Genomic DNA, 13975 nt, shown 5'->3' on the forward strand with positions numbered 1-13975 from the left:
ATTTGTATAATCAATCAATTTGAGAACTATGATCAGGAAAACTTATGCCAGCCGAATTCACGCTGCGCCAGCTCCAATACTTCGTTGCGGTGCTCGATGCGGGATCCGTTACCGACGCGGCCAGGAACAGCAACATCACCCAGGCCGCAGCGTCGATGGCCATCGCGCAGTTGGAACGTGCCCTCGGTGTTGAACTCCTGCTGAGGACCCGCTCCAAGCGCGTTGTGCCAACTGCTGCCGGCGAAGCGCTCGGTGCCCGGGCCCGGCGGGTCCTGGGGGAGGCGGCCGAAATTCCGGATGCCGTCCGTTCTGGCTGGGAGGAACCCCGTGGACGGGTGTCGATTGGATGCATGGTGGCAATCAGCCCCCGGCTGATGCCGCGGCTTCTGGCCGAAGTGGGCCGGCGGTGGCCCGACATCGAAGTGGACTTCACCGAAGGCGCCGCAGAAGAACTGCAGCAGGCCGCGGCGGGTGGTTCCCTGGACGCGGCTTTTGTTTACTCGCTCCAGGCTGTTGCCGGCGTGGACCTCATACCCATTGCCAAGTCCCGGTTGCATTTCCTGCTTGCCGCCAACCACCCCTTTGCGGCCCGCGAGTCGTTGCACTTCGCCGACCTCGCGGACCAGGACGCTGTCCTGTTGAATGTGCCGCCCAGCGCCGAGCGCCTGATGGCAATGTTCCAGTCCGCCGGTGTCGAGCCGCGCGTCCGGTGGAGGAGCGCGGTGTCTGAGACGATCCGCGGCATCGTTGCAAGCGGGCAGGCCTACAGCATCAGCAACGTCTGGCCTGGCATGGAACACCTCTACCCGGAGTTCGGCGTTTCCGTGGTTCCGGTAGCGGACGACGTGCCCTCCAACGGTGTGGTGGCAGCCGTCCCGCCCGGTGGACGCCGTCCGCGCCGCGTTGACGTGGTCCTCGAGGTGGCAAAGGAGATCGCCAGTGCTGCGCCCACCGACTGGTGATCGCCCAGGGTCCGGCGGTTAGTCCGCCAGGATCTGTTCGCGCAGGATGTCCGCGTGGCCACAGTGCTGCGCCAGTTCGCGCAGCATGTGCAGGTACAGCCAGCGCAGCGGGACGGGTCCGCGCCGGTTCCCGGTCACCACGTCATCGAGGCCGAGGGGAGCGGCCGCGGCACGGGAAGCGGCGCAGGCATCCCGGTGGGCTGTCCGGACTGAGCCGATGGTATCGCTGTCGTCCAGGATGAATGACTCGTCCGGCGTGGCGGGAATGCCGATGTCGCGGCGCGGGCGTCCCGTGAAGGCCTCATCGAACCAGACCTTTTCCACGAAGGTGGCGTGCTTCACCAGGCCCAACAGGGTGGTGCGGGACGGGACCAGCCGGCGCCGTGCCTGCTCCTCGGTCAGTCCGTCAAGGCACGCGTCCAGCGCGGCCCGGTGCTCGTCCAGGAAGAACTCGAACTGGACGCGCTCAGGCTCGTTGATGACGTCGTCCATGGAGTGGGAGTGGGAGGCCATACGCAGACCCTAGCAAGCGGACCGTCACCCCCGCCGTCGTGATTGTCGGGACTCTGCCATCGTGCAGGCGACCGACTAGCCTGCACGCTAGTTATGCCTCGCCCATAGCTGCAGCCACAGGAGCAGCCGCGTCTCGGGATCGTCAAGGTCAATGCCGAAGAGCGTCTTCACCCTGGACAACCGGTAGCGGACCGTGTTGACATGCACTTTCAGTGCACTGGCCGTTTCCATGGCGTTGCCGCCGCAGTTCAGGTACGCCCGGATGGTCTCCTCAAAGGATTTCTTGTGCTGTTCGTCGTAGTCTGCGATCCTCGTGGCGTGCAATCCGGGGAGTTGCCCGGCCGCGGTCAACGACGACACAATTCGGCGCAGCTGCAGGCGCGAGCCCAGCGATTCATCGTCAGCCACCACTTGGTCCGAGTCTTGGTCGATCTGTCCTTCCGCAACGGTGCGGATCAATTCGGACAGGACCGTCTCGGCATTGATCCGGGACTCTGCAAGCCGGTTTACAGTAACCGCGGTGCCCAGTGCGGCCAGGACAGGGCGGCCGAGGGCCCGTCGCGCATTCCTAACAATTGCCAGGATGGCGCCGCGCTGGAAATGCCAGTCCGAATCGTTTGACTGTGGCAGTACGACATACACAATGTTGTCTGAAAGTCCGCAGACCGCAGAGGGCAGCCGTATCGCACAGGCGGTTCTGATGGTGTCGAAGAGGCGGAGGCGTGACTGCAGGGTTTGGGCAGCCACGGCGTCCGGTGGCCACGCCGTGAGCGCCGCCACCCGGATGGCGTCCGCGGAGATACCGAGCCGGATAGCCGCCAGCTCGGCGCGTTTCGGTTCGAACAGCAGCGGCTGGACCATGTCCAGCTGCCGCGTGAGGTTCGAAACATAAGTGGTGCGCTTGTGCAGGATGTGGAGTGCGGCGACGTTCGCCGCTTCCCGCAGGATCCGGTCTGCCTCCTTATTCTGGTGACCGGCCCGTTCCAGGAGCCAGAGAGACCCCAGCACCCCCGCTCCCGCGCGGATGGATGTGGCGGTGCGGCGCAGCCCCGGGTCTTCCGTCTTCACGTCCACTACATCGGTTGCAGCATGGACGCGCCGGTAGTCCTTGTCTGTCTCCGCCGACCGCGGTACCTGCAGGCGCAGGATGGAACTGCGCCGGGTCTCATCAATGGGCTGGTCCGGGAGCGTTGAGTAGGCAAGGATGGTTTGATCGGGATCAACAATCGCCACGGCGCCCCCGGCCTGCGCGGCCACTGTGTTGGCGAGGTCGAACAGGTCGCCGGGGCGGATGTCCACCAGCGTGCGTCCCGACTGGCGGTGCGGTATGACGGCCGCATCCATGATCTCTGCCAACTGGTTCCACGGCACTGAGTCCGAGGCGCGAAAGAGCGCCATTCCTGTTTCGCGGGCGGCCGCCCGGAGCGCGGTGTCCGGTTTTCCATTGGTCTTGTAGACGATTCCCACATAGCCGGCATCCGCGAGGTCCTGGACCTTGGCCCGCAGACGCTTCCCGGACAAGGAGAGGCCGACGGCCAGGGCAACGGCACCGGGATACTTGGCAGGCGGCGCCATGGAGTCGTACAGGACCGAGCCAGCCACCGCCTGCTGGCCATTGGCAGGCACCTCGACCAGGCTCACGATCTCCGAACCCGTGGAGCGTGCCACATCCAAGAGGGTGGGCAGGGAGAGGGGCTCGACGGCGGGCACCCCGGAAGTGCCGAAACCGGCACTTTGGTAGTTTTCGCTAATTCGGAAACTCCTGACTTGTGGGTTTCTCCATAGTCGCACAGCCCGCGGCTTCCTACGCTGAAGTCAACGAAGCAAAAGTATGCAGGGGAAGGCCGTCATTGAAGATCAGCGAAGCCAAGGAGCTCATCCAGGTCAAAGCACCCGTATTCTCCCGGCGGCGCCGTGTGCTGGCCAACGCGTACAACGTGGAGGAATACCGGAAGTCCGCGCGCAAAGTCCTGCCCGCAGGAATCTTCGACTACCTCGACGGCGGGTCAGAGGACGAGGTGACGCTACGTCGCAATCGGGCTGTCTTCGACTCCTGGGCCCTCATGCCCAGCTGGGGGCCTGTCGAGGGACCTGATGCCAGCACAGTCCTGCTTGGCAGGACCAGCGCCCTGCCATTGACACTGACCCCTACCGGCGCCACCCGGTTGTTCCACCCCGAGGGGGAGGTAGCCGTCGCGGCGGCAGCCGACCGCGCCCGCATCCCTTATGGACTTGCAGGGCTAAGCACAGTGGCTATGGAGACCATTGCCCGGAGCCACCCCGGCTTGGACCGCTGGTTCAACTTCGGGCTCGGCTCGGACCCGCAGGCCGCGAAGGACAAGCTGGCGCGCTGCAAAGCTGCGGGGTTCACCACACTGATTGTCGGCGTCGACACCCGTGCACTCGGTGCAAGGGAACGCGACCTCCACAACGGCTTTACCGCTCCGCCCGCCTTGACGCTTTCGACTATCGCTGACATTGCCCGCCGCCCATCATGGTGGGTCAACTTCCTGAAGTCGGAGGGCATCAGCTTCCCCAATCTGGATCCACACAATGCCGCTGCCACCTCGATGGTCACCCCCTCCATGTGGCAGCACATCCTGGGCCATTCGGACGCATCCAGCGGCTGGAAGGAACTCGAAGCACTGCGTCAGGCCTGGCAGGGCAAGATCGTACTCAAAGGCTGCGTCAACCCATCCGATGTCGACAAGGCAGCCCGGATCGGGCTGGACGCCGTGCAGTTGAGCAACCACGGCGGTCGCCAGCTGGACCACATGCTGAGCCCCATGGACGTCCTCCAGGAATCGCGGCAGCGGGTAGGTGACTCGCTGGAGATCTACGTGGACTCCGGAATCCGGCGGGGCAGCGACATCCTCAAGGCGCTGGCGCTCGGAGCAGACGCCTGCTCCATCGGCCGGGCCTACCTCTACGGTCTGGTCGCTGCCGGATCTCCTGGCGTAGGCCGCATCATAGACATCCTCGGGGACGAACTCAGGCGTACCATGACGCTGGTAGGCGTTTCCAGCGTCCCTGAGCTGAAATCCAGGGGTGCGGAGATCCTCCGTGACCTCCGTTCTTCCGGCGAAATTCTTGAGACAACGAAGTCAGGCAACAACTAAAGAAAATCCGTGAAAGCTAAGGAAGCCATGCGCACCAGATACATACTCCCAGTCCTTACAGTAGCCGCGCTCGCGCTCTCCGGATGCGTGGACAACAGCCAGCCGGCCGCCACGGGACCGGCGTCGGCGAGCGGCAGTGCAGCTGCCGTCGACGTCAAAAAGAACGACTCGATCGCGGCGTCGCTGCCGGACAAAATCAAGAGCGCCGGCGTGCTGAACGTCGGTATGGCCAACAACTACCCGCCGAACGAGTTCAAGGACGACAACGGAGCGCCGGCGGGCTGGTCCGTGGACCTCACCAACGCACTGGGCAAGGTGATGGGCCTGAAGGTCAACTTCGATATCGGCACCTTCGATAACATCCTGCCCGCGGTGCGAGGCGGCAAGGACGACATGGGCATGTCCTCGTTCACCGACACCAAGGAACGCGAAAAGCAGGTGGACTTCCTCAATTACTACTCGGCGGGCATCCAGTGGGCGGCTCCCAAGGGCAAGACAGTGGACCCCAATAACGCCTGCGGGCTCAAGGTGGCTGTCCAGGCAACGACTTACGAGGACACCGACGAAGTGCCCAAGAAGTCAAAGGCGTGCACGGACGCGGGCAAGCCGGCAATCCAGATCTTCAAGTTCGACGCGCAGGACCAGGCGACCAACGCCCTGGCCGTGGGGCAGGTGGACGCCATGAGCGCTGATTCACCCGTCACCCTGTACGCGATCTCCAAGACCAAGGACAAGCTGCAGACTGCCGGCGACGCATTTGAGGTGGCTCCTTACGGCATCCCCGTCGCCAGGGGCAGCGACTTCACTCCGGTCCTCCAGAAGGCGCTCCAGTCGCTGATCGACGACGGCACCTACACCAAGATCCTGTCCAAGTGGGGAGTGGAAGCCGGTGGAGTAAAGACGGCTGCACTCAACGTGGCATCCAAGGGGTAGCAGAACATGAGCAGGGCGGAATCCGACGGAATGATTGAGGCGGGCCACGGCAGAGGCCCGCGCAGCGGCAGCGGGCGCGCCGCGGACGATGCTCCGCCCGAGGCCATCGTCGCGATTCCGCTCCGCCACCCCTGGCGGATCTTGATTGCCGTTGTCCTGGTGCTCGGGCTGGCGGTGTTTGTGCTGGACGCCGCACAGCGCCCGGACTACGGCTGGCCGGAGGTGGGCAAATACATCTTTGACCGCCGGATCAGCCAGGCTGCGTGGGTGACATTGTCGCTGACCATCTACGCCATGATCGGCGCGATCGTCATCGGCCTGGTGCTGGCCATTATGCGCCTGTCGCCCAATCCGGTGCTGAAGAACATCGCCTGGCTGTACATCTGGATCTTCCGGGGAACCCCCGTGTACGTGCAGCTGGTCTTCTGGGGCCTGGTGTCCCTGATCTATCCGGTGTTCACGCTGGGCATCCCGTTCATGCAGCCGTGGGTGACGATCCCCAATTCGATCTTCACCAACCTCTTTATCACCGCCGTGATCGGGCTGGGCCTGAACGAGGCCGCCTACATGTCCGAGATCGTACGCGCCGGGCTGCTCTCCGTGGACCGGGGCCAGGAGGAGGCCGCCACGGCACTGGCCCTGTCCTGGGGCCAGACCATGCGGTTCGTGGTGGTGCCGCAGGCCATGAAGATCATCATTCCGCCCACGGGCAACGAGGTGATCTCGATGCTGAAGACCACCTCGCTGGTGGCGGCGATCCCGTTGAGCATCGACCTGTACGGCGTGTCCCGCGGCATTTCGGCGGTGACATTCACTCCCGTTCCGCTGCTGATCGTGGCGTCCCTGTGGTACCTGCTCTTCACCTCGGTCCTGATGGTGGGCCAGCACTTCATTGAAAAGCGGTTCTCCCGCGGCACCGGCCGTGCGGATTCGGGCAGGCAATCGCCGACGCCGGACACGGCAGCGCCGGCAGGCCCGGCGGCCCCCGGGGCAGTGCTTCCGGGAGAGCCAGGGGCTCCGCTGGGCAACGATTTTGGAGGTAAGGGATGACGGGCGTGCCGATGGTGCTTGCCGAGAAGGTTTCCAAGAACTTCGGTACGAACAGGGTCCTGCGCGGGATCAGCCTGGAGGTGGGCCGCGGCCAGGTGCTGTGCATCGTGGGGCCCAGCGGATCGGGCAAGTCGACGTTCCTACGCTGCATCAATCACCTGGAGAGGGTGGACGGCGGGCGCCTTTCGATCGACGGCGAGCTGGTGGGTTACCGTCAAAAGGGCGGCAAGCTGTATGAACTCAAGCTCTCGGAAGCGGCCTTCCAGCGCAGGGAAATCGGGATGGTGTTCCAGCGCTTCAATCTCTTTCCGCACCTGACGGCCCTGGAGAACATCACCCTGGCCCCCATCCGGGTGAGAGGCCTTTCCAAGGCCAAAGCCACCGCCCGGGCAAAGGAGCTTCTGGAGCGTGTGGGGCTGGGGGACAAGGGGGACGCCTACCCGGCCCACCTGTCCGGCGGGCAGCAGCAACGGGTGGCCATCGCCCGTGCCCTTGCCATGGACCCCAAGCTGATGCTCTTTGACGAGCCCACGAGTGCCCTCGATCCGGAGCTGGTGGGGGAGGTGCTCGAGGTCATGAAGGAACTGGCCAGGAGCGGCATGACCATGGTGGTGGTGACCCACGAGATGGGGTTCGCCCGTGAGGTCGCGGACACGCTGGTCTTCATGGATGAAGGCGTGGTGGTGGAGGCCGGGCCGCCGCGGGAGGTTCTCAGTAATCCCCGCCACCAACGGACCCAGGAGTTCCTTTCCAAAGTGCTGTAACTTCTGGCGCTCACCCCCGCGGTTCCGGCGGGCGCCGGTGCCGGTGGTGGAGCTCGTAGTGGTCGAACACGTCGGAGGACGTGTTTCCCACATGGCCAAACTTCCCGCGCAGCACGCCGGCCAGGTCCTCCAGTGCCGCGTAGAGCATCCGTCCGGCAAACCGAAGTTCGGCGTTGTCGCTGCCCTTGGCGTCTGACGCCAGTTGGTGGGCGTAGGCGAGGGTGGCCGGCAGCGATCCGCGCTGCTCCACCTCATGGAAGTAGTAGGTCTCGTTGAAGGACAACAGGTCGATGCTCACGGAGGCCACGTTTTCGGCCATCGATTCCAGCAGCGCCGCCGCGTGGCGGGCTTCGAGGGAGGCGATGCCGGCGGGTCCGGCTGCTTCCCGGAACAGGTTCAGCTGGTGGGCCAGGGCGCGGCGCCGGCTCAGTGCCGGGTAGGTCTGCAAGATCCAGGAAACCGTGGCCGTGAGCAGGCCAAAACCGGCGACCGCCTGGAAAGCCATCACCAGCCGAAGCACCGGATGGACGGCGACGATCTCGCCAAACCCTGCGGTGGAGAGTGCCACCAGGGAGATGTACAGCGCCTCCGCGAAGTCGGCCTGGCGGGGGATGCCATTGGAGTAGGAGAAGCCGCCCGGCAGGTGCGGAAGGTACAGCAGGGCCCAACCCACGGCAGCCAGGGCAGCCCACGCGGCGATGACGGCAGCCATGGCCAGCGGCGCGGCGACGGAGGACGCCCCGCCCTGGACTTTCCTCGATATCCGCCAGAACGCCCGCATGATGGTCCGGCCCACTGGACCCGAGCCATGCGGGTACAGCAGCGTCAGGAAGACGTCGGCGATCATCAGCAGGATCAGCGCTGCGCCCACCGCTGTGAAAAGCACGCCTTCGAAGTCCATGCCTCATCTTAAGTGCGGGGGATGGCATGTGAATGCCGGCCTGCTGGCTAGGCTGGCGCCATGGACTTTCGACTTCGCCAGGCCACGCCGGAGGACGCCGAGGCAGTGGTGCTCATGCAGACGCTCGCGCACGAGGAGTGCTACCCGCACCTGCTCTCGGCCGACTTCTTCGAGCGGCGCAGGGCCGGCATCTCGGAACGGGTGGCGCGGCGGCGGGCGTTCCTGGACACCAGCGACCCGCGGATCCTCGCCTTCGACGCCGAGAACCAGCTGGTTGGCTACGCGGACGCCGGCCCCGGCCGGGAGGACGACGCCCCCGAAGCGCTGGAGCTCTACTCCATTTACACGTTCCGGCGCACCTACGGGACAGGGCTGGGGGCACCCCTGGTGAACGCCGCCGTCGGCTCCGGCCCGGCCTACCTGTGGGTGCTGGAAAACAATCCCCGCGCCCTGGCCTTCTACCGGAAGCAGGGCTTCCTGCCGGACGGAAAGCGCAACACCCTGCCGCCCGAGTGGGAGACGCTGCCCGAATTCCGGCTGGTGCGGGCGCGGCTTACAGCGCCCGCGCCAGGGACCGTCCCACGGTCAGGCCGGTAAAGATGCAGCCACCCAGGAAGGTGCCTTCGAGCGCGTTGTACCCGTGCGCGCCGCCGCCGCCGAACCCGGCCGCCTCGCCCGCGGCGTAGAGGCCGGGGATGGGGGAGCCGCTGTGCCCCAGGGCCTGGCCCGAGAGGTTGGTCTGGATGCCGCCCAGCGTTTTGCGCGTCACCACATGCAGCCGCACCGCGATCAGCGGGCCGGCGGCGGGGTCCAGGATCCGGTGCGGCTTCACCGTGCGGAACAGCCGGTCGCCCAGGAAACGGCGGCTGTTGCGGATGCCCGTCACCTGGGCGTCCTTGGAATAGGGGTTCCGTATTTCCGCGTCCCGCTCCTCGATCTGCCGCAGCAGTTGGCCGTGGTCCAGCAGTGGCTGGTCCGTCAAGGCGTTCATCCCGCGGACCAGGTCCGCCAGGCTGTCCGCCACCACGAAGTCCGAGCCGTGCTCCTTGAACGCCTCGATGGGGCCGGACGCGCCGCGGCCCAGCCGGGTCTTCAGGAGCAGCTTGAGGTCCCGGTTGGTGATGTCCGGGTTCTGCTCCGATCCGGAGAGGGCGAACTCCTTCTCGATGATCCGCTGGTTGAGGATGAACCAGGAGTGACTGAACTGCTGAATGTCCGGCGTGGTCCGCAGGTGGCGGAGGGTACCCAGGGTGTCGTAGCCGGGCAGGCCGGGGGAGGGGAGCCGTCTTCCCAGCGCATCGAACCACAGGGAGGACGGCCCGGGAAGGATGCGGATGGCGTGGCCAGGCCAGATGGGGTTCCAGTTCTGGATGCCCTCGGTGTAGTGCCACATGCGGTCCCGGTTCACCAGCCGCACGCCGGACTGCTCCGCGATGTCCAGCATCCGGCCGTCCACATGCTGCGGCACCCCGGTAACCAGCTTCGACGGCGGCGTCCCCAGCCGGTCCGGCCACCAGCGCCGCACCTGTTCATGGTTGCCGCCGATCCCGCCGGACGCGACCACCACGGCCTGTGCCCGCAGTACGAACTCCCCAACGGTGTCCCGGGTTGACGATACGCCGCGCGGGGAAGCATCGGGTGCCAGCACCGCGCCCCGCACCCCGGTGACCGTGCCGCCGTCGTACGTTAGACCGTCCACCCGGTGCCTGAAGTAGAACCTGACGCTGCCCGCAGCAGCAGCGTCGCGGGCCTTGTCCGCGAACGGTTCGGACACCCCGGTGCCGGTGCCCCACGGGACGTGGAAGCGGGGGACCGAGTTGCCGTGGCCGCCGGCCCTGCCGTCGCCGCGCTCGGCCCAGCCCACCAGCGGGGTGAACCGGATGCCCTGCGCATGCAGCCAGGAGCGCTTCTTGCCGGCGGCGAACTCCACGTAGGCGCGCCCCCACTGCTGTGCCCACTCGTCATCCGGGTGGGGGCCGGAGAGCCGGTCCCACTGCGCCGAGCCCTGCCAGTCCTGCCACGCCAGTTCAAAGGAGTCCTTGACGCCCAGCCGCCGCTGCATCGGGGTATCCACCAGGAACAGGCCGCCCAGCGACCAGAACGCTTGGCCGCCCAGGTTGGCGGCGTTCTCCTGGTCCACGATGGCTACGCGTTTTCCGGCGCGGACCAGTTCGTTGCTGGCCACCAGCCCGGCCAGGCCACCGCCGATGATGATGACGTCCGCGTCCATGCCGTACCTGCCCCGGGTTCGAAATCTGCTGTGAATACTGGCCAAGCTATCGCACGCCTGTGCTTGTGATCCGGTTTTCCGTGTCCGCCGCGTAGCCGCCACGGCATGGGGCGTCCGGCCGCGTGTCACACTGGCCCAGGTTTCAGGGAGAAACGGCGGTGGGGACCGCGGATTTTCGAGCTTTCGCTGTGAAAACTGGGCCAGTCTGTCCTCCTGACGTCACGCTGGGCATGCTTTCACGGCAGCGGACGACGGCGAGCCTTGGGTTTCCGGGGGTTCGTCACCGTGGGCGGGTTCAAAGTCTGCTCTGCATGACGCGGCTCCACGCCAGCGCCCCGGGCGGCCATACCCAGCTTGTCGAACGAGTCGCTCCACCCGTTCCGGTGCAGGGCAAGCCGCTCCTCGGTCAGGAACGGTCCCTGCGAGAGCACCACCCGGGTCCCGGTTCCGGTACTCGCCAAGGAGAGGTCCACCACGGTCTCCCGGTCGTCCGGCGCCGGTTCCTCCCAGGCGAAGGTGTAGACCAGGCGCCAGGGCGGATCGATCTCCAGGAACTCGCCCGAGAGGTGGAACGGCTCGCCCTCCGGCGGGGCCATGCGGAACCGGTAGCGGCCGCCCACCACCAGGTTGACGTCCACTTCCGGGATGCTGAAGCCGTGCGGGCCCCACCATTTCGCAAGCCCGGCCGGCTCCGTCAGCAGCCGGAACGTTGCCTCCGGCGCGGACGGCACCGTGCACTCGAGGTTCAGGACCAGGCCGGCTGGTTGCTCACTCATCGTCCCACTCTGCCACCCGCCGCGGCGCGCCGAAAGCAGGGCAGGTCAGACTGGAAGGGGAGGTGCCAGGGCGCCCAGTTCTGCGGACGTGGGTGGATTGGCGCCCGGGCGGGAGCAGGTCATGGCCGCCGCCCTGTTGGCGTAGGCGGCCAACACACGCAGCTTGGCGGCGGTGAGCGCCGCCAGGCGTGGCCTGGCGGCGGTGAGCGCCGCCAGGCGTGGCCTGGCGGCCGCCCCGAGGAGGTCCAGCTGGGACAGGCCGGCGATGAGGGCGGCCATGAACGAGTCACCCGCCCCGACGGTATCCGCCACGTCGATGGTTTCGCCCGGCAGTTCCACGCGGCCCTGCCGGTTCATGACCACCGGCCCGTCCGCGCCCCGGGTCAGGGCCACCACTGCCGGGCCGAGCTTCAGCCAGGCCGCAAGGGAGTCCTCCGGCGCCAGGTCGGGATAGAGCCACAGCAGGTCCTCATCACTTGCCTTAACGACGTCGCTCGCGGCGACGAAATCCTCGACCTGGGCGCGGGCGGCGGCAACGTCAGGACTGATGCCGGGCCTGCAATTGGGGTCGTAGCTGACGGTCGCACGGTGCCGGGCCGCATCCACTAGGGCCCGGGTGGCGTGGTTGCCGGGCGGAAGGACCGTGGCGATGGACCCGGTGTGCACATGCGTGGAGGCCTCGACGGCGGCAAGGGCAGGAAGTGACGCGCCGTTAATGTCCCAGGTGATATCGAAGGCATACGTTGCGGCGCCGTCCGGGCCGAGTGTTGCCGTCGCCGTGGAGGTGGGTGCCGCGCCGCCCCGGACCGGGGCAACGCCGTTGGACTGGAAGTGCTGCTCAACCAGCAGCCCGTAGGCGTCGTCGTCGTAATGCGTCACCAGGCTTGTCGGAAGGCCCAGCCGTGCAGTTGCCACTGCAACGTCCAGAGGGCTGCCGCCGGGATGGGCATGGCGGCCGGCGCCCCGGCCGCGGGTCATCGATGATGTCTACCAGTGACTCGCCGATCACGGTGACCAGGGGACCGCCGGCCGCGAAATCCGTTGCGGTGATGGATGTTGGCCTGGCTGCTTCCTTGCAGGGTGCTGGTGGGGATGTGGTGCCGTAGTCAGCGGCCCGGATAAACCACGGTGATCCAGTTCGACGGCAAGCGGGTGGAGCAGGCCTCGGCCCTGGTCCCGGAACTGGCCGAGGTGAAGCCCCTGCTGGAGCAGTCGGCGAGGGGCATCGAATTCCTGGGCCACACCGCCGTCTCGGCAGCAGCGGCCATCGAAGACATGGGTCAAACCACCGGCCTGCAACGGCTGGAGCACCTGTTTGATATGTTCGCGCTCCGTGCCGGGGCGCCGGAAGGCGACCGCCGCTACCTCGCCGAAGCCTGGTTCAGGCCGCAACTGGACGGCCAGGTTGCCGCCGTCGTCGACCTTGTCCTGGAGTACGTGTTCAGCAACCACGCCGGCAGCATCCGGATGTCCGAGGCCGCTGCACTGGTAGGGATGCCGGAGCCCACTTTTTCGAAGTACTTCAAGCAGGCCACAGGGCAGAATTTCAGTGACCTGGTCCGCAAGCTGCGGCTGGCCCACGCACGGCGCCTGCTCGAACGCAGCGACAAGCCCGTGTCCGAGATCTGCTATGAGGTGGGCTTCTCCAACCTGTCCAACTTCAACCGGCACTTCCTCAACGACGCCGGTGTGACGCCCCGGAACTACCGGCAGCGGCTGCAGGGGTGATTGGGCGGGAGGTCGCCTGGGGTTAAGCTGGAGCCACCCGCACCAGGAACCTGGAGAACACGTACGCCATGGCTGATGACGGAGCACCCACCGCACCTTTTGACCGTGCCGTCCTGATTTTCAACCCCGGCCGGCCCGGAATGGGCCAGCGGCTCGAAGAATTGCAGCGGGATTTTGCTATCGACCTGCCGGGCCTGAACGTCGACCTGCTGCCGACGGACTTCGCCGGGCACGCCCGTGAGCTTGCGAGAATCGAAGCGGGCGGCGGTACGCCGCTCATCGTTTCGGTCAGCGGGGACGGCGGGTACAACGAGGTGGTAAACGGCGTGATGGACGTGCCCGCCAGCGCGGCAGTCTGCACCGTCCTTCCTGCGGGAAACGCCAACGACCACTACCGGAGCATGCCGGTGCGGACCCTCCGAGAAGCCGTGTCAGCGGGCCGGGTCCGGCGGATCGACCTGTTGCGGGTCACGTTCAGCACCCCGGTGGGGGAGCAAGTCCGGTACGCACACTCATACGTCGGGTTCGGGCTGACTCCCTTGATGGCCATCGGAATCGAACAGGGCGGCAAAGGGAAGATCCTGGAGCTCATCTCCGTTGCCCGCACCCTCTCGGGCCTGAGGCCCTTTGAGCTTGTGCGGGACGACGGGGCCACAGCGCGGTTCGACAGCCTGATCCTGGCCAACATTTCGCGCATGGCAAAGTATGGGACCGTCAGTGAGTCGCACTATCCGGACGACGGCCGGTTCGAGGTGGTGACGCTGCCACACGCCGGGCTGGTGAAAATGGCGTTGATGACGCTCCGCGCAGTCACCCTTGGGCTTGGACATCAGCCGAGCGTCAGCAGTTACGCCTTCTCAACCCGGGAGGCTGTTCCCTGCCAGATCGACGGTGAGGTGGTCTACGTTGAGGCGGGAACCCATGTCCTGGTTGAAAGTGCACCGGGCGCCCTGGCCACTGTCTGAAACCTCTGGCCGCCCGGACAGCCGCCGGAATGCG

14 protein-coding genes are annotated in these 13975 nt (G+C 66.3%); 8 read left to right on the forward strand and 6 right to left on the reverse strand.

What is annotated here, in order from left to right; genetic code table 11:
• Positions 1-44: 44 nt before the first annotated feature.
• On the forward strand, positions 45-962 hold the full coding sequence (locus tag ACZ9J7_RS12030) for a LysR family transcriptional regulator (RefSeq protein WP_476209644.1): 918 nt from the start codon (positions 45-47) through the stop codon (positions 960-962).
• 18 nt (positions 963-980) lie between these two features.
• Here ACZ9J7_RS12030 and ACZ9J7_RS12035 read toward each other — a convergent pair whose 3' ends face one another.
• Positions 981-1475: a DinB family protein gene (locus tag ACZ9J7_RS12035; RefSeq protein WP_476209646.1), complete on the reverse strand. Its 495-nt coding sequence runs from the start codon at positions 1473-1475 to the stop codon at positions 981-983.
• 87 nt (positions 1476-1562) lie between these two features.
• Positions 1563-3185, reverse strand: a complete 1623-nt coding sequence (locus ACZ9J7_RS12040) for a PucR family transcriptional regulator (protein WP_476209648.1) — start codon at positions 3183-3185, stop codon at positions 1563-1565.
• A 140-nt stretch (positions 3186-3325) separates the two neighbouring features.
• On the opposite strand from ACZ9J7_RS12040, the gene ACZ9J7_RS12045 reads away from it, so the two are divergent.
• The 4 genes from ACZ9J7_RS12045 to ACZ9J7_RS12060 are packed head-to-tail and all read left to right on the forward strand — an operon-like array spanning position 3326 to position 7341.
• Positions 3326-4594, forward strand: coding sequence for an alpha-hydroxy acid oxidase (locus ACZ9J7_RS12045; protein ID WP_476209650.1), 1269 nt, complete (start codon positions 3326-3328; stop codon positions 4592-4594).
• Between the two features lie 27 nt (positions 4595-4621).
• Entirely contained in the window at positions 4622-5527 is a 906-nt protein-coding gene (locus ACZ9J7_RS12050) for an ABC transporter substrate-binding protein (RefSeq protein WP_476209651.1), read from the forward strand.
• A 6-nt stretch (positions 5528-5533) separates the two neighbouring features.
• A complete protein-coding gene (locus tag ACZ9J7_RS12055; protein WP_476209653.1) occupies positions 5534-6577 on the forward strand; it encodes an amino acid ABC transporter permease in 1044 nt (347 codons plus the stop codon).
• Positions 6574-7341, forward strand: a complete 768-nt coding sequence (locus tag ACZ9J7_RS12060; protein WP_476209655.1) for an amino acid ABC transporter ATP-binding protein — start codon at positions 6574-6576, stop codon at positions 7339-7341. The genes ACZ9J7_RS12055 and ACZ9J7_RS12060 overlap by 4 nt, the downstream gene beginning before the upstream one ends.
• Before the next feature lie 10 nt (positions 7342-7351).
• On the opposite strand, the gene ACZ9J7_RS12065 is transcribed toward ACZ9J7_RS12060, so the two are convergent.
• Positions 7352-8242 carry a potassium channel family protein gene (locus tag ACZ9J7_RS12065; RefSeq protein WP_476209657.1) on the reverse strand — a complete coding sequence of 297 codons (891 nt, stop codon included), beginning with the start codon at positions 8240-8242 and terminating at the stop codon, positions 7352-7354.
• A 60-nt stretch (positions 8243-8302) separates the two neighbouring features.
• Between ACZ9J7_RS12065 and ACZ9J7_RS12070 the strand changes: the two genes are divergently transcribed.
• Complete coding sequence (locus tag ACZ9J7_RS12070; RefSeq protein ID WP_476209659.1) at positions 8303-8839, forward strand: N-acetyltransferase family protein; 537 nt, start codon at positions 8303-8305, stop codon at positions 8837-8839.
• Here ACZ9J7_RS12070 and ACZ9J7_RS12075 read toward each other — a convergent pair.
• The 3 genes from ACZ9J7_RS12075 to ACZ9J7_RS12085 all read right to left on the reverse strand — a co-directional run bounded on the left by ACZ9J7_RS12075 (position 8796) and on the right by ACZ9J7_RS12085 (position 12226).
• Positions 8796-10472: an FAD-binding dehydrogenase gene (locus ACZ9J7_RS12075; protein ID WP_476209660.1), complete on the reverse strand. Its 1677-nt coding sequence runs from the start codon at positions 10470-10472 to the stop codon at positions 8796-8798. The genes ACZ9J7_RS12070 and ACZ9J7_RS12075 overlap by 44 nt on opposite strands.
• A gap of 236 nt (positions 10473-10708) precedes the next feature.
• Positions 10709-11248 carry an SRPBCC family protein gene (locus ACZ9J7_RS12080; RefSeq protein WP_476209662.1) on the reverse strand — a complete coding sequence of 180 codons (540 nt, stop codon included), beginning with the start codon at positions 11246-11248 and terminating at the stop codon, positions 10709-10711.
• A 45-nt stretch (positions 11249-11293) separates the two neighbouring features.
• Positions 11294-12226 (reverse strand): PfkB family carbohydrate kinase, encoded by a 933-nt coding sequence (locus ACZ9J7_RS12085; protein WP_476209664.1) that lies wholly within the window; start codon positions 12224-12226, stop codon positions 11294-11296.
• Positions 12227-12376: 150 nt separating this feature from the next.
• On the opposite strand from ACZ9J7_RS12085, the gene ACZ9J7_RS12090 reads away from it, so the two are divergent.
• Both ACZ9J7_RS12090 and ACZ9J7_RS12095 read left to right on the forward strand, forming a co-directional pair.
• Positions 12377-12976: a helix-turn-helix domain-containing protein gene (locus ACZ9J7_RS12090; RefSeq protein ID WP_476209666.1), complete on the forward strand. Its 600-nt coding sequence runs from the start codon at positions 12377-12379 to the stop codon at positions 12974-12976.
• Between the two features lie 68 nt (positions 12977-13044).
• Complete coding sequence (locus tag ACZ9J7_RS12095; RefSeq protein ID WP_476209667.1) at positions 13045-13941, forward strand: diacylglycerol/lipid kinase family protein; 897 nt, start codon at positions 13045-13047, stop codon at positions 13939-13941.
• Positions 13942-13975: the final 34 nt, after the last annotated feature.

The sequence above is a fragment of the Pseudarthrobacter sp. TE9888 genome (genome assembly GCF_056279345.1).